Here is a 23,743-nt window from a genome sequence, read left to right on the forward strand (position 1 = left end):
TGCTCCTCGGATGAGCGGAGTTCGGTGCGGACGCAACAGAGCCGGGCCCCAGCTTACGCGCCCGGGACCCGGCCCTCTTTGTGAGGTGCGCCCTGGGGGTCAGCCCAGCAGCTGGCTCTGGAGGACGACCGTCTGCTGGAAGGGGACGGCGGCGGCCTCTCCCTTCCGGGACTGGATGATCACGGCCAGGACATCGCCGGCCTGGACGTACGCGTGCCGGACCTGTTCGTCGCCGTAGGGCTTGTCCTCGACGTAGACCGAGCGGTCGGTGTTGTCGACCTTGGCGTCGAGCGGGAAGTCCGCGTCCAGGTGGGACACCCCGGCGCCGCGCACGGGGAACCACGCCGAGTCGTACGGGGCGAATTCTTCGCGGGCCAGGTGCGCGACCTCCGCCGTACCGAACTGCAGCAGATACACGCGGGTCCGCGTGCCGTCCGCGGTGGTCCAGCCGCGGGCCGCCATGTGCCGCAGACCCAGGTCGACGAGGTACTGATCCAGGCGGCTCCGCTTGTCGGCGTCCGGGTACTCCGCCAGGAAGTCCTTCGTCGCCAGCCACCCGTCCGAGCCGCGCAGCGCCTTGTCGTCCGTGGCTCCCCTCGGCGCGGGCAGGACGAGCGCGCGCAGGTCGGCGTAGTGGCTGCCGGACCAGTTCCGGGTGTCGAAGGGCGCGGGGCTGCCGGAGGGCAGCGGCGGCCGGGTGAGCGTCGGGTAGTCCCAGCGGCCGTCGGAGGCGGTGGCCAGTCCGGGTACGTCCGTCCGGTCCAGGCTCGTCACGCCGTACGCCGTGCCCACCCCGGCCGCCACGAGGACGACGACGGCGGCGGTCCACCGCAGGACGCCCCGCACCACCCCCCGCTCCCGCCGCGGCGCCTCGACCACCCGCTGCGGCAGCTCGGCGGTCACCTGCTGCTCGGCTTCCTGCTGGACCTGCTCCTCCACCGGCTGCGTCTGCTCGCTCATACGGCCTTCCCCGTTTCGACGATGCGGTCGAGCTGCTCGGTCAGCAGGGCCGCGACCGCCTTGCTGTCCAGGCCCGCGCCGAACGCGGTGAGGCCGACGAGCACGTCTCCCTCGTAGGCCGAGCAGACCATCCCCTGGAGGCCCGACGTGCTGGGCGGCAGGAAGCAGCGGGCGTTCTTGTGCCCGGTGATCGTCGGCCCCTTGCGGAAGGTGCCCAGGGCGTCGAGGAACGCGTTCTGGTACGTCGACAGGTCACGGACGGCGGCCTGGTTCCCCATCTGCGTCAGCACGACCTTCACCGTGACGGCCTTGTCGTAGTCGACGCCGGTCTCGGACTTGCGGAGATAGCTGCGCAGCGCCATGCCCTTGATGCGCTCCTTGTCGATCTCCTTCTCCAACCGTGTGCGCTGGCCGCGCGGCAGATCGCGGTACGCCTCCTTGCGCAGGGTCGCGGCCCGCTCGCCGCTGAACTGGGCGTCGTAGCCGAACTCGCCCATGTCCGGGCCCGGCTTCCAGTCGCTCGAGTACGGCACGAACATCCCGGCGAGCCCGGTCCTCGCGGCCGGGGTCGACGTCCCCGCCTCCTCGTCCGGGAACGCCCAGGTGGGGCTGCCGGGATCCCGGTCGGCGTCGCGCACGGTGACCACGGTGTATCCGACCCCCGCGACGACCGCGCCGGCGAGCAGGACGGCACCGGCGACGGCGGCGATCCGGCCGCGCCCGCGCGCCACGGTTCGGTTCTCGTTCACAGCCGCTCCATCTGCCGCGCGGCCAGGTCCGCGATCGTCGCCTCGGGGATCTGCCTGCCGGAGTAGATCCAGATCTCCATCGCGATGTCACCGCGCCAGGCGTGGGCCTCCGCGCTGTACAGGGAGTGGTGGGGACGGGTGTGGACGTACGTCGTGCCCTCCCCGGTACCGGGGATCGGCCGGCTCTTGGTGCCGTCCTCCTCCTCCGCGTACTGACCGGCTTCCTGCACGGCGGCGGAGGCGGCGAGGGTCTGCCGCTGGCGGAACTGGACGAGCCGGATCTCGACGGTGGTGATGCCGGTTCCGTCACCGCTCTCCCAGCCGACGACGGCGGCGCGCCGGAACTCGTCCCCGGCGAGCTGTACGAAGGCACCGGCCGGTTTCTTGAACTCGGCCGCGTACGGCACCATGCCCAGCCAGCCGTCGGAGCCCTTCAGCCACGGCGCGTCCCTCACCCCGCGCGGCTTGGACAGCAGCAGCTTGCGCAGGTCGCCGTCCGTCTTCACCTGGCGGTCCTGGGCGGCGGACAGCGGCTCCGGGGCCGGGCCCTCGGCCTGTGTCAGCGTGGGCTGGGAGAGCGGTGGCAGTGCGGTGGGCTCGCGGTCGGCCTGGATCAGGTAGCCGGTGCAGGTGCCGCCGACGACGCCGAGGACGGCGGCCGCGGCGACGAGCAGGGTGGTGCGACCGCGGCGGCGGACGCGGGGCGGTGCGGATATCTCGGGCTCTTCTGCCTCATCCGGCACGTGTGGAACTTGCAAGACGTTCCCCCACAAAAAGTGAAGCGCGCATTCCGTACGCACGCTTCACAGAAGACTCATGGCGCCGACCAGCAGTTGCCCGGGAGTCGCCGGTGAGGTGATTACGATTCGGGCATGGACAAGAGGCTCGTGATCAAGGTGACCGCGGGAGCCGACGCCCCCGAGCGGTGCTCCCAGGCGTTCACCGTCGCCGCGGTGGCCGTGGCCAGTGGCGTGGAGGTCTCGCTGTGGCTGACCGGGGAGTCCTCGTGGTTCGCCCTGCCGGGTCGCGCCGCCGAGTTCGAACTCCCGCACGCCGCCCCGCTTCCCGACCTGATCGAGTCGATCCTCGCGGGCGGCCGCATCACCCTGTGCACGCAGTGCGCGGCCCGCCGGGAGATCACCGAGAAGGACGTCATCGAGGGCGTGCGCATCGCCGGCGCGCAGGTCTTCGTCCAGGAGATCCTGGGCGACGAGACGCAGGCGCTCGTCTACTGAGGTCCGGGGCCTGTCCGGCCCTGACCCCGCCGTTTCTTGCCGTCGAGTTCGTCCCACCACTCGTCCGACTTCGGGTCGCCGGACGGATCGTCCCACCAGCGGTCCTCCGGGCCCCGCCGGTTCGCGACCATCGCCGCGAGCGGCGGGATGACCATGGCCACGAGACACATGGCGACGGCCGCGGGCACGGACCAGATGCGCACGACTCCCCAGGCCAGGACGAAGAGAGTCAGGCATGTCCCCATCATGGCGAAGTAGAGGTGACGCCGCCTCGCGTACATAGGTCAAGGGTAGGTCCGGCACGCCCAGTAGCCTGTGGCTGTTCACAGTCCTACCGACACGACTGACCAGAGGGACGACATGGCAAAGGTCACGGTGCGCTTCTGGGCCGCCGCCAAGGCCGCCGCCGGGGTCGCCGAGGAGCCGTACGACGCGGTCACCCTCGCCGACGCCCTCGCGGCGGTGCGCGAGCGGCACCCCGGGGAACTCACCCGCGTACTGCTGCGGTGCTCGTTCCTCGTCGACGGCGACCCCGTGGGGACCCGCGCGCATGAGACGGTACGGCTGGCCGAGGGCGGCACGGTCGAGGTGCTCCCGCCGTTCGCAGGAGGGTGACCGATGTCCTACGACCCGTACGACCCCTACGCCCAGCAGCAACCGCAGTACCAGGAGCCCCCGTACCAGGAGCCGCAGTACCAGCAGTACCAGCAGGGTCAGTACCAGCAGTACCCCCAGCAGGAGTACCAGCAGCAGTACCAGCAGGGCTACGACGAGTCCCAGCAGTACACCCAGCAGTGGCAGGGGCAGACCTGGGAGACCAGCGCTCAGCCGCAGGTGGCGGTCGCCGATCCGGCCCCGACGCCCTACAGCGCCCCCGCCCCTGAGCCGGAGTCCGCTCCCGCCGCCGGCACCGAGAGCGCCGGATTCGGACCCGAGAGCACGGGATACGGCCCCGCCACCCTCTCCGGCAACGCCCGGATCACCGACGCCCAGCGCGCTCGCCTCGAAGGCCGTTCGCCGATCATCGAACCCGGTATGCAGCCCGCGGCCCTCACCGCGCTGCTCGGCCTGCTGCTCTCGGGCACGGCGGCCGTCGGGTCGTACGCACTCCTCGTGCCGCTCGTCGTCCTCCAGGCGGTGACCGCCGCCGGCTGGTTCCGGCTGAACGGCATGTGGCCCGCCCGGCAGGGCATCGCGCTGGCCTTCCTCGGCGCCCTCGTCTCCGACGCCGCCCTGCTCGCCGCCGGCCGCTCGCACGCGCCCGCCGCGATCCTCGGCACCCTCGGCGTGTGGGTCCTGCTCTGCCTGGTCCTCCAGCTGCGCTCGCACGCCGACCCCGACGAGCGGATGTACGGGCTGATGGCGACCGTCGCCTCCTCGGCACTGGCGATCGTCGCCACCGGTTTCCTCGGGGCCGAGACGGACGCCGTCTCCGTCGGCGCGGCCGCCGTCGCCGCCGCCCTGCTCGCGCGGGCGCTGCCGCTGCCCACCCCGGCCTCCGTCGTGGTCGCGCTGCTCGCCGCCGCCGGTGCCGGTATCGCGGTGGGCGGGGCGACCGACCTCGGTACGAGCGGTGCGCTGCTCGGGGCGGGGGCCGCCGTGTGCGCGCTGATCGGGCACCGGGTCGCGAGCTACGACTACCCGTCCCGCTTCGTCCACTTCACGGCCGGTGTCGCGCTGCCGCTCGCCGCCGCCGCCCCCGCGGTGTACGTCCTCGGCCGGGCGCTGGGCCACTGAGCCCGGCGGGCCCCGACTGTCACAGGTGATCGACAAACCCATGGAAGCCCTTCCGCACAGGGTTACCGTGGGTGGTCATCGACCGTCGTCTGGGGGAACCACCGCAATGCGCGCACTGCGAATACTGCTGATCATCACCGTGGTCCTGGGCGGCCTGTTCGTGCTGGCCGACCGCGTGGCGGTGTACTTCGCCGAGGGCGAGGCGGCCGACAAGCTGAAGTCGACCGAGAACCTCGCCTCCACCCCCGATGTGTCCATCAAGGGCTTTCCCTTCCTCACCCAGGTCATGGGCGGCTCCCTGGACGACGTCGAGGTCGGCATCAAGGACTACCAGGCGGACACCGGCACGAACGGGCGGACCATCCGCATCGACGACCTCACGGCGCACATGCGGGGTGTCGAGTTCTCCGGCGACTACAGCTCGGCGACGGCCGACACCGCGACCGGCACGGCTTCCATCACCTACGCCGAGCTGCTGAAGTCCGCGAAGGCGGAGCCCGTCGAGATCGGCCCGTTCACCGCGAAGGTCGTCAGCCTCGCCTACGGCGGCAACAGCAAGATCAAGGTCGGCGTCCAGGTGTCGGGGCTGCCGACGACGGTCTACGTCCTCAGCTCGGTCCGCGTCGAGGGGGACACGGTCCGGGTGCACGCCGACTCCCTGCCCAGTTTCATGGGCGTGAAGGTCGCCGAGGACGAGGCCCGCTCGGTCACCGACTTCGAGCAGAAGGTCAACGACCTGCCGGGCGGCATCAAGCTCGACAAGGCGGAGCCCGCGAAGGACGGCGTGGAGATCACCGTGAAGGGTTCGAACGTCCACCTCGCCGGGTAGGGCAATCCCCTGGTGGTCCTGGTGGACGGGGGATGTCCGCAGAGCGAGACGCCCCGTCCGCGTCTCAGATACATCGCCATGCTCAGGCGCCCGGAAGCCGTACGGACACGGCCCGGGCGCCGTTTCTTTCTCGCCATCCGGACGATCGCATCTCGCCATATGACACGGCGGTGACATGCCCGCCTGTCCGTCCCTACGATCGAGCACATGAAGCGACAGGCGGATCTCACGAAGCGGCGGGCAGTAGACCTGTGCCGCGTCGCCGCCATGCTCTGTCGCACCTTCTGAGCGGAAGCTTTCGACTCCCGCGTTCCCCGCTGCCCTGTCTGGGCCTCGCCGCGCCGCCCGCCCCTGCGGCAGCGCACCCCTGACCTGCACACACCCCGCCGTAACTGCCCCGGAGGAGAACGAGCATGAGCCGCAGCGACGTCCTGGTAGACGCCGACTGGCTCCAGGAGAACCTGGACAACCCGGCGATCGCCATCGTCGAGGTGGACGAAGACACGTCCGCCTACGAGAAGAACCACATCAAGAACGCGATCCGCATCGACTGGACCAAGGACCTGCAGGACCCGGTCCGCCGTGACTTCGTCGACCAGGCCGGCTTCGAGAAGCTGCTGTCGGAGAAGGGCATCGCCAACGACCACACGGTGATCCTCTACGGCGGCAACAACAACTGGTTCGCGTCCTACGCCTACTGGTACTTCAAGCTCTACGGCCACGAGAACGTCAAGCTGCTCGACGGCGGCCGCAAGAAGTGGGAGCTCGACGCCCGCGAGCTGGTCCCCGGCGACGAGGTGCCCGAGCGCGCCAAGACCGACTACCAGGCCAAGGCCCAGGACACCTCGATCCGCGCCTTCCGCGACGACGTCGTGGCGGCCATCGGCTCCCACAACCTCGTCGACGTCCGCTCGCCCGACGAGTTCTCCGGCAAGCTGCTCGCCCCGGCGCACCTCCCGCAGGAGCAGTCGCAGCGTCCCGGCCATGTGCCGACCGCCCGCAACATCCCGTGGTCGAAGAACGCCAACGACGACGGCACGTTCAAGTCGGACGAGGACCTCAAGGCCCTCTACGCCGACGAGCAGGTCGACCTCGCCAAGGACACCATCGCGTACTGCCGCATCGGTGAGCGCTCCGCGCTGACCTGGTTCGTCCTGCACGAGCTGCTCGGCGTGGAGAACGTCAAGAACTACGACGGCTCCTGGACCGAGTACGGCTCCCTCGTCGGCGTGCCGATCGAGCTCGGCGCGAACAAGTAAGCCCCGACCTTTACCCCTCAAGGAGTTCAGTATGTGCGGAGCGAAGGCCGGCGGCCCCGACGCCTCCACGATCAAGCCCGGTGAGACCACCATCCAGGGCCAGGTGACCCGCGACGGCGAGCCGGTGACCGGCTACGTCCGACTGCTCGACTCGACGGGCGAGTTCACCGCCGAGGTTCCCACGTCCGCGACCGGCCAGTTCCGGTTCTACGCGGCGGAGGGCACCTGGACCGTACGTGCGCTCGTGCCCGGCGGCACGGCCGACCGTACGGTCGTGGCCCAGCAGGGTGGTCTGGCCGAGGTCGCGATCGCGGTCTGAGCCACCTCCCTTTGTGACCGGCCGAAGGGCCGTACCCCGCGGGTTGGACACCTGGGGTACGGCCCTTCGGCCTTCCGTCGCACCCCTCTTCCGGGTGATGGCGCCGGAGACATCTCAAGAACGGCTGATCGCCCACTCGGCCAGTCTGTGGAGCAGTTCCTCGGTGGAGGCGTGTTCCGCGTGGCCCATCCCCCGCTCCACCCAGAGCTCGGCGTGGTCGCCGGCGGCGGCCGCCAGGGATCTGGGGTGGTCCAGCGGGAAGTAGCCGTCGCGGTCGCCGTGGACGATCAGCAGCGGTGTGGGGGCGATCCTCGCCGCCGCCTCCGTCGGGGACAGCGGGACCGGGTTCCACTCGCGGTGGTGGATACGGGTCCGGAAGCCGTAGCGGCCGACGACGCGGCCCTCCGGACGGGTCACCAGCCAGTGCAGGCGGCGCATGGAGGCCGTGCCCCGGTAGTACCAGCGGGCCGGTGAGCTCACCGACACCACCGAGTCCACCGTGCCCTCGAACAGCGCGGCGTGCCGCAGGACCACCGAGCCGCCCATCGAGAAGCCGACGGTGATCACCCGTTCGTGGCCCAGTGAGCGGGCCCAGTCGATCGCCGCCTCCAGGTCGTGGATCTCCCGGTCACCCACGGTCGAGCGGCCGCCGGAGCGTCCGTGGCCCCGGAAGGAGAACGTCACCACCGCGCCGTACCGCGCGAGGACGTCCGCCACCCTTCGAACATGTGGTCGATCCACATCGCCGGTGAAACCGTGGGCGATCACGAATACGGGGTGACGGGAAGGTGACGACGAGCTGTCGTATACGACCGTGCCCGGATCGTATACGGAATCGATCGGAATCCCGTCGGTCGTGTGCAGAAACGTCCGCAATGGGGCCGCTCTGACCGTCTCGGAATTCGGACGAACGGTGGAACGTGCCGCATGACCTGCCGAACCGTTGCTCATGTCGGCTATTCTGCTGGGCAGAGGACTCGGGCAGCGTAGCCCCCGGGTCCTTTTGTGCTTTCGGAAGCGTTGTATACAACGCGGGAAACCTCAGGTGACCGCAGGTGTACGGGGCCCCGGGATCGCAGAGCAGTGTCGCACCGCACAACGTCCTCGCAGGGACCGAGGAGGAACCAGACGTATGAGTTCTCTGCTGCTCCTGACCAACGCCCTCCAGCCGTCGACGGAGGTGCTCCCCGCTCTCGGCCTGCTCCTGCACAACGTGCGGGTCGCCCCGGCCGAGGGGCCCGCACTCGTCGACACCCCCGGCGCCGACGTCATCCTGATCGACGGCCGGCGCGACCTTCCGCAGGTCCGCAGCCTGTGCCAGCTGCTGCGCTCCACCGGACCGGGCTGTCCGCTCGTCCTCGTCGTCACCGAGGGCGGCCTCGCCGCCGTCACCGCCGACTGGGGCATCGACGACGTGCTCCTCGACACCGCCGGACCGGCGGAGGTCGAGGCGCGGCTGCGGCTCGCCATGGGCCGCCAGCAGATCGTCAACGACGACTCCCCCATGGAGATCCGCAACGGCGACCTGTCCGTCGACGAGGCCACCTACAGCGCCAAGCTCAAGGGCCGGGTCCTGGACCTCACCTTCAAGGAGTTCGAGCTCCTCAAGTACCTCGCCCAGCACCCGGGCCGCGTCTTCACGCGCGCACAGCTGCTGCAGGAGGTCTGGGGCTACGACTACTTCGGCGGCACCCGTACCGTCGATGTGCATGTACGACGCCTTCGCGCCAAGCTCGGCCCCGAGCACGAGTCGCTGATCGGAACCGTCCGGAACGTCGGTTATCGATTCGTTACGCCCGAGAAGGTCGAACGCGCGGCGGAGGAGGCCAAGGCGAAGGCGGCCCGGCCAAAGCCGGACGAGGCGGACAACCTGACCGCACCCGTCGCCGCAGAGGTCCCAGCGGAGGCCTAGCACACCTCCGGGCGGGGCGTTGCTGGTGCACAGTCGGCACTCGGCCAAGCTCCTTCACGCCCTGCCCAGAGGCGGTCTCTCCGCGTAGACTCCGCGCGTGGCCAAGGTGACTCGGGACGATGTGGCACGGCTGGCGGGAACCTCCACCGCCGTCGTCAGCTACGTCATCAACAACGGACCCCGGCCGGTCGCCCCGGCCACGCGCGAGCGTGTCCTCGCCGCGATCAAGGAGCTGGGGTACCGGCCCGACCGGGTCGCCCAGGCGATGGCGTCCCGGCGCACGGATCTCATAGGTCTGATCATCCCGGACGCCCGCCAGCCCTTCTTCGGCGAGATGGCGCACGCGGTCGAGCAGGCCGCGTCCGAGCGCGGAAAAATGGTGCTCGTCGGCAACACCGACTATGTCGGTGAACGCGAGGTCCACTATCTGCGGGCGTTCCTCGGCATGCGCGTCTCGGGCCTGATCCTGGTCTCCCACGCGCTGAACGACCTGGCCGCCGCCGAGATCGACGCGTGGGACGCGCGGGTGGTGCTGCTGCACGAGCGGCCCGAGGCCATCGACGACGTCGCCGTCGTCACCGACGACCTGGGCGGCGCGCAGCTCGCCGTGCGGCATCTGCTGGAGCACGGCTACGAGTACGTCGCCTGTATGGGCGGTACGGCGGAGACGCCGTCCGTGGGTGACCCCGTCTCCGACCACGTCGAGGGCTGGAAGCGGGCCATGGAGGAGGCGGGGCTGCCGACCGAGGGCCGGCTGTTCGAGGCGCCGTACAACCGGTACGACGCGTATCGGGTGGCGCTGGAGGTGCTGTCGTCGGCGGATCGTCCGCCGGCGATCTTCTGTTCCACGGACGACCAGGCGATCGGTGTGCTCCGGGCGGCTCGGGAGCTGCGGATCGATGTGCCCGGGGAGCTGGCCGTCGCCGGGTTCGACGACATCAAGGAAGCGGCGCTGGCGGATCCTCCGCTGACCACCGTCGCGTCGGATCGGTCCGCCATGGCGCGGGCGGCTGTGGATCTGGTGCTGGACGACGGGCTGCGGGTGGTGGGGTCCCGGCGGGAGCGGCTCAAGGTCTTTCCGTCGGCGTTGGTCCCTCGCCGGTCGTGCGGCTGCCATTAGCGCCGCGTCTTTTATAAGGCCCGGCATAAGGCCCGGCGTCTTTATATAGGGCGAACGCGGTTCTCGCGGGCTTCTCAGGAAGCGCTCAGGGAGCTCTCATGGTCGGGCGGCAAGCTCGACGGCATGACCGAGAGCTTCCGCCGCGACGGCGAGTACGACCCGTACACGAACCCTTACCAGGGCGCCCAGCAGCACGCCTCCTCGCCCGTGAACCCCGAGTGGCCGCCGCCTCCCTCCTACCAGCCCACGCAGCCGTCCGCCGCGGAGCCGCGCCGGCGCCGGGCCAAGGGGCCCATGGCGCTGCTCGCCGCCGTGGCGATCGTCGCCGCCGCCATCGGTGGCGGTACCGCCTACGGCATCCAGGAGCTGACCGGCCATGACGACACCGTCGCCGCCTCCGCCACCAGCGTGGTGCCCGCCGCCAAGAAGGGCGACATCGCCGCGATCGCCGCCGCCGTCAGCCCGAGCATCGTCGAGATCAACGCCACGCTCGGCAACGGCACCTCCACCGGCTCCGGCGTGATCATCACCGGCGGCGGCGAGATCGTCACCAACAACCACGTCATCGCCGGTGCCACCTCGGTCAAGGTGAGGACGAGCGACGGCAGGACGTACACCGCCAAGGTCGTCGGCACCGACGCCAAGAAGGACCTCGCGCTGATCGAGCTGGAGGGCGCCTCCGGTCTGAAGGCCGCCGCGCTCGGCAACTCCTCCGGCGTCCAGGTCGGTGACACCGTCGTGGCGATCGGCTCCCCCGAGGGCCTGACCGGCACCGTGACCAGCGGCATCGTCTCCGCCCTCGACCGCGATGTCACCGTCTCCACCGACGAGGGCCAGCAGCAACAGCAGGGCGACGGCGGATGGCCCTTCGAGTTCGGCGGTCAGCAGTTCAACGGCGACACCGGGTCGTCCACGACGACGTACAAGGCGATCCAGACGGACGCCTCCCTCAACCCGGGCAACTCCGGTGGCGCGCTGATCGACGTGAACGGCAACATCATCGGCATCAACTCCGCGATGTACTCGTCGAGTTCGCAGTCCAGCTCGTCCGACGCGGGCAGCGTGGGCCTCGGCTTCGCCATCCCCGTCAACACCGTCAAGGCCGACCTGGCGAGCCTGCGGGCCGGCGGTTCGGACCACTGACCCCGGGACGTCGGGCGACGGCCCGCGACCGCCGTAGCCGTGTGCGACGCTGAAGGCGACCAGCCTCGCCCGTTGTCCCATCGCACTTGAGGAATCCACGCCCATGAGCTCCGCCGAAGGCGACCGTGACACCCAGCGCATCCTGATCGTCGACGACGAGCCGGCGGTGCGCGAAGCACTTCAGCGCAGCCTCGCCTTCGAGGGGTACGACACGGAGGTCGCCGTCGACGGCGCCGACGCCCTGGAGAAGGCGACGGCGTACCGGCCCGACCTGGTCGTCCTCGACATCCAGATGCCGCGCATGGACGGGCTGACGGCCGCGCGGCGCATCCGGGGCGCCGGTGACATGACCCCGATCCTGATGCTGACGGCCCGGGACACCGTCGGCGACCGGGTCACCGGGCTGGACGCGGGCGCCGACGACTACCTGGTCAAGCCCTTCGAGCTGGACGAGCTGTTCGCCCGTATCCGCGCGCTGCTGCGCCGCAGCTCCTACGCCGCCGCCGTCTCGGCCCAGGCCCAGGAGGACGAGGCGCTCACCTTCGCCGACCTGCGGATGGATCTCGCGACGCGCGAGGTCACCCGGGGCGGGCGGCCCGTGGAGCTGACGCGGACCGAGTTCACCCTGCTGGAGATGTTCATGGCGCACCCGCGTCAGGTGCTCACCCGGGAGCAGATCCTGAAGGCGGTGTGGGGCTTCGACTTCGAGCCGTCGTCGAACTCACTGGACGTGTACGTGATGTACCTGCGCCGCAAGACGGAGGCCGGGGGCGAGCCGCGCCTGGTGCACACCGTGCGGGGCGTGGGGTATGTGCTGCGGCAGGGCGGGGCCGAGTGAACAAGGTCCTGCACCGCTTCCGGACCCTGCCCATCCGGGCCCGGCTGTCGCTGCTGGTCGCCGCGGCGGTGGCGTTCGCGGTGGCGGCGGTGTCGGTGACCTGCTGGTTCATCGTGCAGGGGAAGCTGTACGACCAGCTGGACCGGGACCTTCAGGAGGCATCGCTGATCGGCCCGCCGCAGGAGGCCGGCATCAAGAAGGCCCTCGCCGACTGCACCCAGACCCCGCAGAGCGGTTACACCGGCTTCCGCAACACCTACTCCCAGGCGGTCACGGCCGACGGGACACCCTGCGTGCTCGGCAACTCGGTCGGCGTCGTCAAGGTCACCCAGGCGGACAAGGACGTGATCAAGAAGGGCGAGGGGAACTACCGCAACGGGACGGACTCCGAAGGGGCCGACGTCCGCGTCCTGACCGTCCCGATCACCCTGGAGAACCACCTCACCGGCGAGACCTCGGACGCCGCCTTCCTCGTCGCCACCTCCCTCAAGGGCACCCAGTCCACGCTCAACGACCTCGCCCTGATCCTTCTCCTCGTCTCCGGTGTCGGAGTGATCGGCGCCGGAGCCGCCGGCCTCGCCGTCGCCCGCGCCGGGCTGCGGCCCGTCGACAAGCTGACGGAGGCCGTGGAGCACATCGCCCGCACCGAGGACCTGAGCGTGCGCATCCCGGTGGAGGAGGACTCCGACGACGAAGTGGCCCGGCTCTCCCGGTCCTTCAACTCGATGACCTCGTCCCTGGCCAGCTCCCATGAGCTCCAGCAGCAGCTCATCGCCGACGCCGGTCACGAGCTGCGCACGCCCCTCACCTCCCTGCGCACCAACATCGAACTCCTCACCCGCAGCGAGGAGACCGGCCGCCCCATCCCGGCGGCCGACCGCAAGGCGCTGCTGGCGTCGGTGAAGGCGCAGATGACCGAACTCGCCGCCCTGATCGGTGACTTGCAGGAGCTGTCGCGGTCGGAGGCGCAGCGCGGCGAGCGCGTCCAGGTGATCTCCCTGGAGGACACCGTCGAGGCCGCGCTCCGGCGGGCCCGGCTGCGCGGACCGGAGCTGACGATCGACGCCTCCCTGGAGCCCTGGTACACGCGCGCCGAACCCGCCGCACTGGAGCGGGCGGTGGTCAACATCCTCGACAACGCCGTGAAGTTCAGCCCTGACGGCGGCACGATCGAGGTGCGGCTGAGCGACGGCGTCCTGACGGTCCGCGACCACGGCCCCGGCATCCCCGAGGACGAACTCCCCCACGTCTTCGACCGCTTCTGGCGCTCCCCCAGCGCCCGCGCGCTCCCCGGCTCCGGCCTGGGCCTGTCGATCGTCGCCCGCACGGTCGAACAGGCCGGCGGCCAGGTGACCCTGGCCCGCGCGGAGGGCGGCGGCACGGTGGCCACCGTACGCCTGCCGGGTGCGGCCGTACCGCCCCCCGAAACGCCCTAGCCAAGGCGGCGGCCGGGCCTGCCGATGATCAGGTGCTGTGCCTCACGCCGACCGCGTAGACGGCGCCGATCACGGTCAGCAGGACCATCATCGAGGTGACGATCCAGGTCACCGTCCCCTTGCCGGACTTCGTCGTCGGGTCCTCGACCCAGCGGTAGTAGTCACGGGTGATGGCGGAGCGCACCGGGGCGAGCATGAGCGGGAACATCAGCATGGTCGCCGCGTACAGATAGAGGGTCTGGGCCAGCGCGTCGTGCTGGGCCAGGCCCCGCGCGCCCACACCGACGACACCGATGAGCGGCAGCCAGAACTGCTGCTTGCGGTACTTCGGAATCTGGATGATCCACTGCATCGCGGCGAGGTTGACGAGCGTCGCCCCCGCCGCGATGAGGATCCAGGCGCTGGTGGACAGCGACAGGAACATGAGCAGTCCTACGGCCTTAGAAGAGTGAGTCCCAGCCGTCGGAGATCGCGTCCCCGACACTCGACACGGCGTCACCGGCCGAGTCCCACACCGTGGTCCCGTAGCTGATGGCCGGGCCCACCATCTCATGGCCGACCCGCGAGGCCGTCAGCCACCCGCTCTTCAGACCCTCGCCCAGCTCCCCGATGGCCTGGGACATGCCGGGGACCTTGAACTTGGCGAGCGCGAAACCGCCGGTGAGCGCGCCGACCGCCAGACCCGCGACGGAGCCGAAGAACGCGTCGGACGTCCAGCCGTCGGTGAAGCCGGTGATGACGGCCGAACCGATGCCGGTGACCCACGAGATCGTGCCGGCCACACCGGCGATGATCTCGCCGGCGGGCGGCGGGACGAGCAGGGCGAACGCGGCGACGGTGCCGGAGACGGCGCTGACCGCGTTCAGGGCCTGGGCGAGGTTCTGCCAGTCCTTCTTGCTGCCCCAGCCGTCGGGGCTGTCGACGCTGTCGTTGTCCTTGGTGTTGGAGGGGTCGACGCCGTTCTGCTTGTTCTGCCGCGCCGCCTCGGCCGCCTTGCGGGCGGCTTCGGCGGCCTCCTCCTGCCGCTTGCGGATCTCCGTCGCCTTGGCCTCGGAGGCGGCCTTGGCGGCGGCCGCCTTGTCCCTGCCGGCCGCCGCCGCGGACTCGCGGGCCGCGTTCGCCGACGCCTGGGCCCGGGAGGCGGACGCGACGGCGGCGGCGGCGGAGGCCACGGCCTGGTTCGCCGAGTAGTTCGCCCGGCGGGCCGCGGTGCGCGCGGACGCGGCGGCGGTCTTCGCCTTGTCCGCCGACGCCTGCGCGTCCGTCGCGGACTGCTCGGCGGCGTCCGCGTTCACGTCGGCCTGGTGGGCGTAGTCGCCCGCCTTGGCGGCGGACGCCTTCGCCTTGTCCGCCCACTTCGCCGCCTCCGTCGACGCCTTGCGGGCGTCGGCCGCCGCCTTGGCCGCCGTGTAGGCGTCGTTCTGGGCGTCGTGGGCGATCTTCGCGGCCCGGGCGATGGAGGCCCGGATCGCGGCGACGTGCGTGGCGGAGTCGTAGTCGAGCTGCGCGGTGCGGTGGCAGACGGTGGTGACGAAGTCGCGGCGCATCCACACCGGGCCCTCGAGGGCCACCTGGGCGGCGGCCTTCGTGTAGGGGCCGGCGGTGTCGAGGATGGCGAAGACGGCGACCTCGTCGTCCTGCCGCACCTTCTCCGCGTACGTGGTGAAGAAGGCGTGCAGCGCCTGGGGCGAGCCGTCGTCGAGCGCGGCCTGCGCCGACGCCGTCACCGCCTTGCCGGGGCCGCCGGACAGGACGCGCAGGATCGCGACGCGGTTGTCCTCGGCGGCGGCCGCCTTGATGCCGGTGGTCAGGAAGGTGCCCACGGCCTCCGGGGCGGTGTCGGCGAGGACCGCGTGCGCGGCGTTCGCGACGTTCTCGGTGGACACCTGCGCCAGGGCCAGGACCGTCTCGCGGTCGTCCTGGTTCTGCGCGATCTCCCGGTCGGCGGCGACCCACGCCAGCACGTCCTCGTCGGCGCCGGCGAGCGCGTGCTCGGCGGCGTCCCGGCTCCAGGTGCCGATCGTGGTGGAGATCAGGTTCATCGCCGCCTTGCGGCCGGCGGCGACGGCCTGCGCGCTGTCCCCGGCGGCGTAGGCCTTCTCCGCCTGCGCGATGAGGTCCTTGGTCGCGGCGTCCAGGGCGGACGCCTGGGTGCTCGCCTGCCGGGACTTCTCCCGGTCCTCCGCCTCCGCCTTCGCCATCTCCCGGGCCTCGGCCAGGGACTGCTCGGTGTCCTCGGCCAGCTTCTGCGCCTCGGAGTCGCGGGCGGCCTTCTCCACGGCCTGGGCGTCCGTGACCGCCTTCACCGCGGCCTCGGCGGCGGTCACCGACTCGGCCGCCCACTTGGTGGCCGTGGCGGCGAAGTCGGCCGCCTTGACGGCGCCGTCGGCGGCGGCCTGGGCCGCCTTCGCCGCCTTCTCGGCGTGGTCGGCGGCCGAGTTGGCCGCGTCGCGGGCGGCGCCGGCCGCCTGCGCGGCGGTGTTGGCCAGCGACTGGGCGGTGTTCGCCGCGTTGGTGGCGCGGGCGGCCTGCGCGTCGGCCTCGGCGGCGGCGGCCTTCGCGGCGGCGGCCTGCTCCTGCGCCGCGCCCGAGGCCGCGGCGGCGTTCGCGGCGGCGTGTGCGGCGGCGGCGGAGTCACGGGCCGCGCCGGCGGCGGCCGAGCCGGCCGCGGCGGACTGGATGGACGCGGCCCGGGCCGCGTCGGCCGCCTTGGCCGCCGTACGGGCCTGGGCGGCCGCCTTGTTCGCGCCCTCGGCGGCCAGCCGGGCGGCGTGCGCCTTGCCGGCGTCCTTGGCCGCGGCGAGGGCGGCCGAGTAGGCGGCGGACGCGGCCCGTCCGGCGGACGCGGCGGCCGCCGCCGCGGCGGTCGCGGCGTACGAGGCGCGGCGGGCGGCGTTGTGGGCGGCGGCCGACGCCTGGATGGCGGTACGGGACGCGGCGGCGGCGCCCTGCGCGGCGGACGCGGCCTTACGGGCCGCCTTGGCGGTCTTGGCGACGTCGTCGCGGGCCGCGTCGGCCTCGGCGGCGGCGTCCTCGGCCGCCTTCTTCGCCTGGGCGGCGGCCTCCTTCGCCTTGGCGGAGGCGGCGACGGCACGGTCGGAGGTGAGCTGGGCCCGCTTGCCCTCGCGCTCCACGATCGCCACCAGCTGCTCGATGGTGGCGCTCTCCCGGTCCCGGGCCCGCGCGATGTGCTGACCGGTGTTCAGGAACCAGCGGATCGCCGACGGGCTGCCGTCGTCCAGGGCGCGCTGGGCGTACTTCTTCACCTCCGGGGAGGCGGTCGCGAGGATGGTGAAGACCTCGGCCCGCTCGTCCTCGATCCGGGCGGTGACCTGGGTGTTCAGCAGGAAGGTGCTCAGGGCGTCGGAGGTGCCGGCGTCGAGGGCCTTCTGCGCCTCCCGCTTCACCCCGGTCCCGCCGCTGTTGAGGATGGTCAGCGTGGTGACGCGCAGGTCCTCCAGCTCGGCGGTCTTGTAGCCGCCGGTCAGGAAGGCGGTGACGGCGTCGTCGCCGGTGGACAGCGCGGCGGAGGCGTCGCGGGAGGTGCCCTTGCCGGTGGCGGGCAGCGCCTTGAGGAGGGCGAAGCGCTGGTCCTCGGCGGTGGCGCTCGGCAGGTCGGTGGTGAGGAAGCGGTCGATGTCGGCTGCGGAGCCCGTCAGGGCCTGCGCCGCAGCGTTCTTGACGGCCCGTCCGCCGATCTTCCACGCCGTGACCGCCCGCGCGCGGGCGGTGTCGGGCAGGTTGGGGAGCCTCGGCAGATCCGAGGACCCCGCGGTGGCGGTGGCGGCGGCGGCCAGGGCGCGGGAGGGCGCGGCGAGCGTGACGGCGGTCGCCGCGGTGGCGGCACCGGCGACGGACAGCAGCCGGCGACGGCTCCAGTAGGTGGTGTCCAAGAATCCCCCATGGATATGCACCCGGCGGCGAAGGGGGCCCTGGTCAGGGGCGAACCGACGGGTGTGTCAATTGAACGGGGGTGAACTTAAGTGACTCCTGCGGAAATTGACCAGCTCTCAAACCATCCCTTTACCCATGAGAATCGCCACAGAAATTCTTTGTCCTGATTCATCCAGGATTCATCGGCATATCGTTGGCGCTCGGCGCGGCCACCTGTTTGAATGCACCGTCCTCCGTGACCGTCTGACCCGCGGTCACGCACGCCGTATTGCCCTTATGGCATCCCTCAGGTGTCGCACGGACTCAACTCACCGAATTCTCACGGGATTCAAGAGAGCTCTCTCAGGGGGAACCCCATGAAACTCGCACGGCGGATCATCGCCACCGGTGCGGTCGCGGCGGCCTGCGCCGGCGCGGTCGCCTTCGCGTCGACCACCTTCTCCACCGCCCACCACACCGGCACCGCCGACCGCACCGCCCCGGTCGTCGACGGCGCGCCCGGCTACGCGGTCGAGACCTTCGACTACCCCGGCGCCGACGCCATCAAGGCGCAGAAGGGCATCACCCTCAAGCGCGGCGACGGCCACATCACGCTGGCCGACTGCGCCTCCGGCACCGGCCTGATGGAGGTGTACTCCCGCAGGAGCGAGAAGATCTGCTTCCGCGCCACGGGCACCTCCGGCTACCTCAGCCTCGAAATCCCCTCCGTCTACGGCGTCAAGGGCGAGGCCGACCACGAGGCGGACGTGAAGCTCACCACCGACGGCGCCAGCCAGAGCATCGACGTCGGCAAGGGCGAGTGGAAGGCGGCCGGTGAGGCCGCCGACCCGGACGGACGCGACTTCGTCCTGGTCGAGATACGCACGAGCAAGTAGCCGGCACACGGGGAAGACGACCACACCACCATGACCACCAGCATCCTGCGCGGGCGCGCCACCGCGCTCGCCGCGCTTGTCACCGCCGCCGTCATCGGCGCCCCCGCGCTCACCGCGCACGCCGTGAGCGGCAAGCCCGACACCGACGCCGCCCACGCCTTCACCGCCCGCCTCGACATCGGCGGCGGCACCAAGGCGTGCACCGCCACCCTCATCGCGCCGCAGTGGCTGGCCACCGCCGCCTCCTGCTTCGCCGACAACCCCGCCGCGTCCGTCAGGATCCCCGCCGGGGCGCCGAAGCTGAAGACCACGGCCACCATCGGCCGCGCCGACCTGACCACCACCGCCGGCGTCGTCCGCGAGGTCGTGCAGCTCGTCCCCCGGGACGACCGCGACCTGGTCCTGGCCCGGCTGTCCGCGCCGGTCAACGACGTCCGCCTGCCCGGCATCGCCACCGCCGCCCCCGCCAAGGACGCGTCCGTCACGGTCACCGGCTACGGCCGCACCAAGGACGAGTGGGCCCCGCTGAAGGTCCACGGCGAGACCTTCCAGGTCGACCAGGTCGGCGCCACCGACCTCACCGTGCACGGCACGACCGGCGCGGCGATCTGCGCCGGCGACTCGGGCGCCCCCGTGTTCACCGACGCCGGACTGCTCGGCATCGCCTCCCGCTCCGACCAGGGCGGCTGCTTCGGCACCGACCCGGCGCAGACCTCCACCAACGGCGTCGTCACCCGTACCGACGACATCGCCGCCTGGGTCAAGTCGACCGTCGAGTCGGCCCCGTTCGCCGACTTCAACGGCGACGGCATCGAGGACACCGCCGTCGGCGACCCCAAGGCCACCGTCGGCGGGGACGCCGAGGCCGGCGCCGTGCACATCGTCTACGGCGGCGGCAAGGGCACCGCCGACCTCGACCAGGACCAGCCGAACGTGCCCGGCGACGCGGAGGCCGGCGACCGCTTCGGCTACGCCCTCGCCACCGTCGACTACGACAAGGACGGCTACACCGACCTCGCCGTCTCCAGCCCCTACGAGGACGGCGGCTCCATCGCCGACGTCGGCATGGTCTCCGTGATCTACGGTTCCCCGGCCGGCCTGGGCAAGGGGCGCGCCGCCGACAACTACGCGCAGGGCGAGGGCAACGGCGCCCTGAAGGAGGCCGGCAAGGAGAAGGGCGATCTGCTCGGCTACTCCCTCGCCGCCGGTGTCACCCGCAACGACGAGCCGTACCTCGTGATCGGCGACCCGGGCGAGGACGTCGGCTCCGTCACCGACGCGGGCTCCGTGGTGTACGTGCACGGCGGCACCAACGTCTTCCTCTCCCAGGGCGGCGGTCTGCCCGGCTCCCCGGAGGCCGGGGACAGGGTGGGCACCTCCGTGGCCGCCGACATGACCAACATCGTCATCGGCGTGCCCGGCGAGGACATCGGCGACAAGGCCGACGCGGGCGGCTTCGCCGTCCTCACCCACAACCTGGGACCGAACCTCAAGCCGATCGTCCGGGCGGGCATCGACGAGGACAGCGACAAGATCTCCGGCGGCGCCGAGAAGGGCGACGAGCTGGGCCAGTCCGTCGCCATCGTCCCCAAGGGCACGACCGGCGACTCGATCATCGCGGTGGGCGCGCCCGGCGAGTCCCTCGTCGCGAGCAACGGCACCACGAACGTGGCGAACGCGGGCGTCGTCTACACGATCGACTTCCCCGGCAACAAGGACTGGTCGCAGCTGAAGGTGATCAACCAGGACCAGCCGAACGTGGCCGGCGGCATCGAGACCGGCGACCGGTTCGGCGAGAGCGTCGCCGCGATCAACCTGGCCCCGGGCAAGGCCGCCCCGTCCTGGTCCGACATGCAGATCGCGGTCGGCGTCCCGGGCGAGTCCCAGGGCAGCGTGGCCGGCGCGGGCTCCGTGCAGACCTTCTCCCTGCTGACCGCCCCCGGCGACCACAACGACGTCCTGTTCGCCGGCTACAACAAGGTGCCGGGCACGCCGGGCACCAACCAGCACATGGGCCAGGTGATCGCCCTGTCGCCGACGCACATCTACATCGGCATGCCGAACGGCCCGCAGGCCGGCGGCGCCCTCTACGAGGTGCCGTGGACCAACGTCACGTCGTACACGACGGACGCCGCCGCGGACGCCCCCGTCACCGTGCTGAAGCCGGGTGCGGGCGCCAAGGCGTTCGGCTCGTCGGTTCGCTGACCCCCCGCCGAACGGCACAACGAACGGTCGTACGATCTCCCCGCTCACACGCGTGTGCCGTGTGGGCGGGGAGGCGTGCGTTTCATGGACGTGCGGGGGATCGACCGGGAGTACCGCAAGAAGCGGGGAATCCCGGCACAGTTCGTGGTCGTAGTGGTCGCTTTCGTCCTCATCAACGGGATGAACCTGGACTCCGCGCTGTCCTTCGGGCCCACCGCGGCGACCTTCCTGATGCCCGTCCTGTGGGGCATGGTCGTCGCTCGCGTCTCCCTGGACCTGTGGCGGGCGCGCACGACGGTCACGGCGGACGGCATCACCGTGCGCGACGCCGTACGCACCCGGACCTGGGCCTGGTCCGACCTCTACCACATCCGCGTCGAGGAGAGCCGCGCCAACCGCCGCGCCGGCGCCGCCCGTTGGCTCACGTACCTCTACGACCACCAGGGCCGCCGCGTCCTCCTCCCCCACCTCGACGAACGCCAGCACGGCGACCCCATCGGCGAGGTCGCCGACCTGCGGGCCACCGCCGTACGACTGGGCCTCGCCACCTGGGAGATCCGGCCCGAACCGGAACAGCGCATCGCGCGGGCCGCACGCCGGCGCACGGCCTGGGCCCGGGCGCTCACCGGTGCGGCGATCGTGGCCGCGGGCATGTTCGTCCTGGACTTCTGGCTGATCCTGACCGACGGGCCCGTGAACTCCTGGCTGCTGTTCCTCGGCGTGCCGGCGGCCAGCGCCCTCGTGTTCTTCCTCCTCCTCGACCGCCTCGGTGAGGTCATGACACGGAGGTCCGTAGGGTAGGGGCCATGTCCGAAGACTCTCCCCTCATCAAGAGCCTCCGCACGGCCGTCGCGGCGGCCCCCGCCGACGTACCCCTGCGCCTGCATCTCGCCGAACTCCTCCTGGACGCGGGGCAGTCGGACGCCGCGATCGCCGAGGTCGCCGTCGCCCTGCAGCACGCGCCGGGAGACGGGCAGGCGCGGGATCTGATGGCGCGGGCGATGGGACTGCCCACCCAGCGGCCGACGAGCTCTTCGGAAGAAGAACCGGAAGAAGCGGCGGAAGAGGAAGCGGAAGAGGCACGCGAGGTACCCCCCGCCGATCCCTCCGGTTTCGACTGGCGGGCGGCCGAGGAGCAGGTCGGTGACATCGTGCCGCCCCGCTTCGTCGAGGCCCCGGCCCGCGCCGACGGGCAGGACGACCCGGGCGACGCCGAGGCCTGGGACGTGGAGTCGCCCGGGGCCGTACGGCTGGCCGACGTCGGTGGCATGCAGGAGGTCAAGGACCGGCTGGAGGCCGCGTTCCTCGCCCCGCTGCGCAACCCCGAACTGCGCAGGCTGTACGGCAAGAGCCTGCGCGGCGGGCTGCTCCTGTACGGGCCGCCCGGCTGCGGGAAGACCTTCATCGCGCGGGCCGTCGCCGGTGAACTCGGCGCGTCCTTCCTGTCCGTGTCCGTCAACGACGTCCTCGACATGTGGATGGGCAACTCCGAGCGCAACATGCACGCGGTCTTCGAGTCGGCCCGCCGCCAGGCGCCCTGCGTGGTCTTCCTCGACGAACTGGACGCCCTCGGCGCCAAGCGCAGCCGTACCGCCCACAGCGGTATGCGCAACACCGTCAACCAGCTGCTCACCGAGCTGGACGGCATCGACGCGGGCGCCAACGAGGGCGTGTTCGTGCTCGCCGCGACCAATGTGCCCTGGGACGTGGACGTCGCCCTGCGCCGCCCCGGACGCCTCGACCGCACCCTCCTCGTGCTGCCGCCCGACGCCCCGGCCCGTGAGGCGATCCTCCGCTACCACCTGCGCGACCGCCCCATCGAGAACGTCGACCTGGGCAAGCTCGCCAAGGCCACCGACGGCCTCTCCGGCGCCGATCTCGCCCACGTCTGCGAGGCGGCGGCCGAGCGGGCGCTGCTGGACTCGGCCCGCACCGGCGCCGTCCGCATGATCGGCATGAAGGACCTGCTGGCGGCGGCGAAGGACGTCGTACCGTCGAGCGAGCCGTGGTTCGCCTCGGCGCGCAATGTGGCGATGTTCGCCAACGAGGGCGGCATGTACGACGACCTCGTCGCGTATCTCAAGAAGAAGCGCAAGCTGTGAACACGGCACTGGAGCGGGCCGACGCGCTCATCGAGCTGCAACGGTACGACGAGGCCAGGACGCTGCTGGAGCGGCGACTCTCGGCGGACCCGGACGACATCGGCGCCTGGATCCGCCTCTCCAAGTGCCTGCGGAACACGGACGGGAACGGGGCCGAGGCGCTCGCGGCGGCCGACCGGGCCGTCGCCCTCGACCCGGAGCACATCGGCGCCCGTATCGAGCACGCCTTCGCCCTGCGGGCCGCCGGCCGCTTCGTCGACACCGAGGACGACCTGCGCGAGGTCATCCGCCTCGCACCCGAGTACTGGTACGGGTACGCGCTGCTCGGCCACTGGCTGTACCGCATCAGGGCCCTGCGACGGGGTCAGAAGGCGGCGAACGGCCTGGTCCCCCTGGCGAACATGGACGCCTACTACCGGGAGGCCGGCGAGCTCGTCCAGGAGGCCATCCGCCTGGCGCCCGAGGAGATATTCCCCTACGAGGCGGCCTGGACCATCGCCGACCTCGCGGGCAACACGACGGTCGCCGCCATGATGGACGAGGCCATCCTCCGGCTCGACCCGAACCACCCGCAGGCGCTGGCCCGGCGGACGCAGAAGGCCGCCGACGGGGCCCACGCACCCCTCGCCGCCACCCTCTACGCCGACGCCCTCGCCGTCACCCCCGACTCGGCGGAGATGCGGCGCGGCCTCGACGACGCCTCGTACCGCCTGCTGCGCGGCATGCGCTGGCTCGCGCTGATCTGTCTGCTGTTCGCCGCCGCCGGCCTCGACCTGTTCCCGACGGACGGCGCGGACCAGCGGGACCTGCCGCTCCCGCTCGGGCAGCGGCTGTGGGACCTCGTGCCGATGGCGGCCGTCTGGGTGGTGGGCGCGCTGCTGCGCTACCGGCGGCTGCGCACGGGCGTCCGGGTCAATCTGCGGTCGGTGATCCGCCGTCGCGTCTGGCCCCGGATCGTCCTCCTCCAGGCCGGCACGACCCTGCTGTGCGCGCTGCTGCTCACCCAGGTCCCCTGGACGGACCGCGCGGTCCCCCAGGTGGTGTTCTGGTTCGGCGTCCTGTCGGCGCTGGCGACGATGCCGTTCGACCGGAAGAAGACCTACTGAAGCGGGCCTGGCCGTCGAGACCGG

At 71.6% G+C, this 23,743-nt stretch carries 24 protein-coding genes; 17 read left to right on the top strand and 7 right to left on the bottom strand.

The window, feature by feature from the left end; all coding sequences use genetic code 11:
• Positions 1–99 precede the first annotated feature (99 nt).
• The 3 genes from ACZ5NW_RS34445 to ACZ5NW_RS34455 are packed head-to-tail and all read right to left on the bottom strand — an operon-like array spanning position 100 to position 2,452.
• Positions 100–960: a hypothetical protein gene (locus ACZ5NW_RS34445; protein ID WP_468747944.1), complete on the bottom strand. Its 861-nt coding sequence runs from the start codon at positions 958–960 to the stop codon at positions 100–102.
• Positions 957–1,709 (bottom strand): hypothetical protein, encoded by a 753-nt coding sequence (locus ACZ5NW_RS34450; protein WP_468747945.1) that lies wholly within the window; start codon positions 1,707–1,709, stop codon positions 957–959. Before ACZ5NW_RS34450 ends, ACZ5NW_RS34445 begins: the two co-directional genes overlap by 4 nt.
• Positions 1,706–2,452 (bottom strand): hypothetical protein, encoded by a 747-nt coding sequence (locus ACZ5NW_RS34455; protein ID WP_468747946.1) that lies wholly within the window; start codon positions 2,450–2,452, stop codon positions 1,706–1,708. Before ACZ5NW_RS34455 ends, ACZ5NW_RS34450 begins: the two co-directional genes overlap by 4 nt.
• Positions 2,453–2,581: 129 nt before the next feature.
• Here ACZ5NW_RS34455 and ACZ5NW_RS34460 point away from each other — a divergent pair, with 129 nt between their 5' ends.
• Positions 2,582–2,944, top strand: a complete 363-nt coding sequence (locus ACZ5NW_RS34460) for a DsrE family protein (protein ID WP_468747947.1) — start codon at positions 2,582–2,584, stop codon at positions 2,942–2,944.
• Here the strand turns inward: ACZ5NW_RS34460 and ACZ5NW_RS34465 are convergent.
• Entirely contained in the window at positions 2,938–3,225 is a 288-nt protein-coding gene (locus ACZ5NW_RS34465; RefSeq protein WP_468747948.1) for a DUF3099 domain-containing protein, read from the bottom strand. The genes ACZ5NW_RS34460 and ACZ5NW_RS34465 overlap by 7 nt on opposite strands.
• A 79-nt stretch (positions 3,226–3,304) precedes the next feature.
• Here ACZ5NW_RS34465 and ACZ5NW_RS34470 point away from each other — a divergent pair, with 79 nt between their 5' ends.
• The 6 genes from ACZ5NW_RS34470 to ACZ5NW_RS34495 all read left to right on the top strand — a co-directional run bounded on the left by ACZ5NW_RS34470 (position 3,305) and on the right by ACZ5NW_RS34495 (position 7,088).
• Positions 3,305–3,559 (top strand): MoaD/ThiS family protein, encoded by a 255-nt coding sequence (locus ACZ5NW_RS34470; protein WP_468747949.1) that lies wholly within the window; start codon positions 3,305–3,307, stop codon positions 3,557–3,559.
• Positions 3,560–3,562: 3 nt separating this feature from the next.
• Entirely contained in the window at positions 3,563–4,681 is a 1,119-nt protein-coding gene (locus ACZ5NW_RS34475; protein ID WP_468747950.1) for a hypothetical protein, read from the top strand.
• A gap of 106 nt (positions 4,682–4,787) precedes the next feature.
• Positions 4,788–5,510 (top strand): LmeA family phospholipid-binding protein, encoded by a 723-nt coding sequence (locus tag ACZ5NW_RS34480; protein WP_468747951.1) that lies wholly within the window; start codon positions 4,788–4,790, stop codon positions 5,508–5,510.
• A 207-nt stretch (positions 5,511–5,717) separates the two neighbouring features.
• Entirely contained in the window at positions 5,718–5,798 is an 81-nt protein-coding gene (locus tag ACZ5NW_RS34485; RefSeq protein WP_350310325.1) for a putative leader peptide, read from the top strand.
• A 125-nt stretch (positions 5,799–5,923) separates the two neighbouring features.
• Positions 5,924–6,769: a sulfurtransferase gene (locus ACZ5NW_RS34490; protein WP_468747952.1), complete on the top strand. Its 846-nt coding sequence runs from the start codon at positions 5,924–5,926 to the stop codon at positions 6,767–6,769.
• Between the two features lie 31 nt (positions 6,770–6,800).
• Complete coding sequence (locus tag ACZ5NW_RS34495; RefSeq protein ID WP_004986406.1) at positions 6,801–7,088, top strand: DUF1416 domain-containing protein; 288 nt, start codon at positions 6,801–6,803, stop codon at positions 7,086–7,088.
• Positions 7,089–7,202: 114 nt separating this feature from the next.
• On the opposite strand, the gene ACZ5NW_RS34500 is transcribed toward ACZ5NW_RS34495, so the two are convergent.
• Entirely contained in the window at positions 7,203–8,039 is an 837-nt protein-coding gene (locus ACZ5NW_RS34500; protein ID WP_468747953.1) for an alpha/beta hydrolase, read from the bottom strand.
• A 181-nt stretch (positions 8,040–8,220) separates the two neighbouring features.
• Between ACZ5NW_RS34500 and ACZ5NW_RS34505 the strand changes: the two genes are divergently transcribed.
• From ACZ5NW_RS34505 to ACZ5NW_RS34525, 5 genes are all read left to right on the top strand, one after another.
• On the top strand, positions 8,221–9,000 hold the full coding sequence (locus tag ACZ5NW_RS34505) for a winged helix-turn-helix transcriptional regulator (RefSeq protein ID WP_468747954.1): 780 nt from the start codon (positions 8,221–8,223) through the stop codon (positions 8,998–9,000).
• A 97-nt stretch (positions 9,001–9,097) separates the two neighbouring features.
• Positions 9,098–10,120 carry a LacI family DNA-binding transcriptional regulator gene (locus ACZ5NW_RS34510; RefSeq protein ID WP_468747955.1) on the top strand — a complete coding sequence of 341 codons (1,023 nt, stop codon included), beginning with the start codon at positions 9,098–9,100 and terminating at the stop codon, positions 10,118–10,120.
• A gap of 123 nt (positions 10,121–10,243) precedes the next feature.
• Positions 10,244–11,263 carry a S1C family serine protease gene (locus tag ACZ5NW_RS34515; RefSeq protein ID WP_468747956.1) on the top strand — a complete coding sequence of 340 codons (1,020 nt, stop codon included), beginning with the start codon at positions 10,244–10,246 and terminating at the stop codon, positions 11,261–11,263.
• A 103-nt stretch (positions 11,264–11,366) separates the two neighbouring features.
• Positions 11,367–12,101, top strand: a complete 735-nt coding sequence (locus tag ACZ5NW_RS34520) for a response regulator transcription factor (protein WP_468747957.1) — start codon at positions 11,367–11,369, stop codon at positions 12,099–12,101.
• On the top strand, positions 12,098–13,537 hold the full coding sequence (locus tag ACZ5NW_RS34525) for a HAMP domain-containing sensor histidine kinase (RefSeq protein WP_468747958.1): 1,440 nt from the start codon (positions 12,098–12,100) through the stop codon (positions 13,535–13,537). Before ACZ5NW_RS34520 ends, ACZ5NW_RS34525 begins: the two co-directional genes overlap by 4 nt.
• Before the next feature lie 28 nt (positions 13,538–13,565).
• On the opposite strand, the gene ACZ5NW_RS34530 is transcribed toward ACZ5NW_RS34525, so the two are convergent.
• Together ACZ5NW_RS34530 and ACZ5NW_RS34535 are read right to left on the bottom strand one after the other, a co-directional pair.
• Positions 13,566–13,961 carry a hypothetical protein gene (locus tag ACZ5NW_RS34530; protein WP_468747959.1) on the bottom strand — a complete coding sequence of 132 codons (396 nt, stop codon included), beginning with the start codon at positions 13,959–13,961 and terminating at the stop codon, positions 13,566–13,568.
• A 16-nt stretch (positions 13,962–13,977) separates the two neighbouring features.
• Positions 13,978–17,430 (bottom strand): ALF repeat-containing protein, encoded by a 3,453-nt coding sequence (locus tag ACZ5NW_RS34535; RefSeq protein WP_468747960.1) that lies wholly within the window; start codon positions 17,428–17,430, stop codon positions 13,978–13,980.
• 357 nt (positions 17,431–17,787) lie between these two features.
• On the opposite strand from ACZ5NW_RS34535, the gene ACZ5NW_RS34540 reads away from it, so the two are divergent.
• The 5 genes from ACZ5NW_RS34540 (at position 17,788) to ACZ5NW_RS34560 (ending at position 23,719) form a co-directional block, all read left to right on the top strand.
• On the top strand, positions 17,788–18,306 hold the full coding sequence (locus tag ACZ5NW_RS34540; protein WP_468747961.1) for a hypothetical protein: 519 nt from the start codon (positions 17,788–17,790) through the stop codon (positions 18,304–18,306).
• 30 nt (positions 18,307–18,336) lie between these two features.
• Positions 18,337–20,511, top strand: coding sequence for a trypsin-like serine protease (locus ACZ5NW_RS34545; RefSeq protein WP_468747962.1), 2,175 nt, complete (start codon positions 18,337–18,339; stop codon positions 20,509–20,511).
• An 84-nt stretch (positions 20,512–20,595) separates the two neighbouring features.
• Positions 20,596–21,312, top strand: a complete 717-nt coding sequence (locus tag ACZ5NW_RS34550; RefSeq protein ID WP_468747963.1) for a PH domain-containing protein — start codon at positions 20,596–20,598, stop codon at positions 21,310–21,312.
• Between the two features lie 5 nt (positions 21,313–21,317).
• Positions 21,318–22,613 (top strand): ATP-binding protein, encoded by a 1,296-nt coding sequence (locus ACZ5NW_RS34555; RefSeq protein ID WP_468747964.1) that lies wholly within the window; start codon positions 21,318–21,320, stop codon positions 22,611–22,613.
• Positions 22,610–23,719, top strand: coding sequence for a tetratricopeptide repeat protein (locus tag ACZ5NW_RS34560; protein ID WP_468747965.1), 1,110 nt, complete (start codon positions 22,610–22,612; stop codon positions 23,717–23,719). Before ACZ5NW_RS34555 ends, ACZ5NW_RS34560 begins: the two co-directional genes overlap by 4 nt.
• The last annotated feature ends 24 nt before the right edge of the window (positions 23,720–23,743 follow it).

It is taken from the genome of Streptomyces sp. NPDC032126 (genome assembly GCF_055580085.1).

Bases quoted from the DNA above. Each gene is read 5' to 3' on its own strand.
- ACZ5NW_RS34445 (WP_468747944.1), bottom strand. From the start codon at position 960: ATGAGCGAGCAGACGCAGCCGGTGGAGGAGCAGGTCCAGCAGGAAGCC.
- ACZ5NW_RS34460 (WP_468747947.1), top strand. From the start codon at position 2,582: ATGGACAAGAGGCTCGTGATCAAGGTGACCGCGGGAGCCGACGCCCCC.
- ACZ5NW_RS34465 (WP_468747948.1), bottom strand. From the start codon at position 3,225: ATGTACGCGAGGCGGCGTCACCTCTACTTCGCCATGATGGGGACATGC.
- ACZ5NW_RS34470 (WP_468747949.1), top strand. From the start codon at position 3,305: ATGGCAAAGGTCACGGTGCGCTTCTGGGCCGCCGCCAAGGCCGCCGCC.
- ACZ5NW_RS34475 (WP_468747950.1), top strand. From the start codon at position 3,563: ATGTCCTACGACCCGTACGACCCCTACGCCCAGCAGCAACCGCAGTAC.
- ACZ5NW_RS34480 (WP_468747951.1), top strand. From the start codon at position 4,788: ATGCGCGCACTGCGAATACTGCTGATCATCACCGTGGTCCTGGGCGGC.
- ACZ5NW_RS34485 (WP_350310325.1), top strand. From the start codon at position 5,718: ATGAAGCGACAGGCGGATCTCACGAAGCGGCGGGCAGTAGACCTGTGC.
- ACZ5NW_RS34490 (WP_468747952.1), top strand. From the start codon at position 5,924: ATGAGCCGCAGCGACGTCCTGGTAGACGCCGACTGGCTCCAGGAGAAC.
- ACZ5NW_RS34495 (WP_004986406.1), top strand. From the start codon at position 6,801: ATGTGCGGAGCGAAGGCCGGCGGCCCCGACGCCTCCACGATCAAGCCC.
- ACZ5NW_RS34500 (WP_468747953.1), bottom strand. From the start codon at position 8,039: ATGAGCAACGGTTCGGCAGGTCATGCGGCACGTTCCACCGTTCGTCCG.
- ACZ5NW_RS34505 (WP_468747954.1), top strand. From the start codon at position 8,221: ATGAGTTCTCTGCTGCTCCTGACCAACGCCCTCCAGCCGTCGACGGAG.
- ACZ5NW_RS34515 (WP_468747956.1), top strand. From the start codon at position 10,244: ATGACCGAGAGCTTCCGCCGCGACGGCGAGTACGACCCGTACACGAAC.
- ACZ5NW_RS34520 (WP_468747957.1), top strand. From the start codon at position 11,367: ATGAGCTCCGCCGAAGGCGACCGTGACACCCAGCGCATCCTGATCGTC.
- ACZ5NW_RS34530 (WP_468747959.1), bottom strand. From the start codon at position 13,961: ATGTTCCTGTCGCTGTCCACCAGCGCCTGGATCCTCATCGCGGCGGGG.
- ACZ5NW_RS34540 (WP_468747961.1), top strand. From the start codon at position 17,788: ATGAAACTCGCACGGCGGATCATCGCCACCGGTGCGGTCGCGGCGGCC.
- ACZ5NW_RS34545 (WP_468747962.1), top strand. From the start codon at position 18,337: ATGACCACCAGCATCCTGCGCGGGCGCGCCACCGCGCTCGCCGCGCTT.
- ACZ5NW_RS34550 (WP_468747963.1), top strand. From the start codon at position 20,596: ATGGACGTGCGGGGGATCGACCGGGAGTACCGCAAGAAGCGGGGAATC.
- ACZ5NW_RS34555 (WP_468747964.1), top strand. From the start codon at position 21,318: ATGTCCGAAGACTCTCCCCTCATCAAGAGCCTCCGCACGGCCGTCGCG.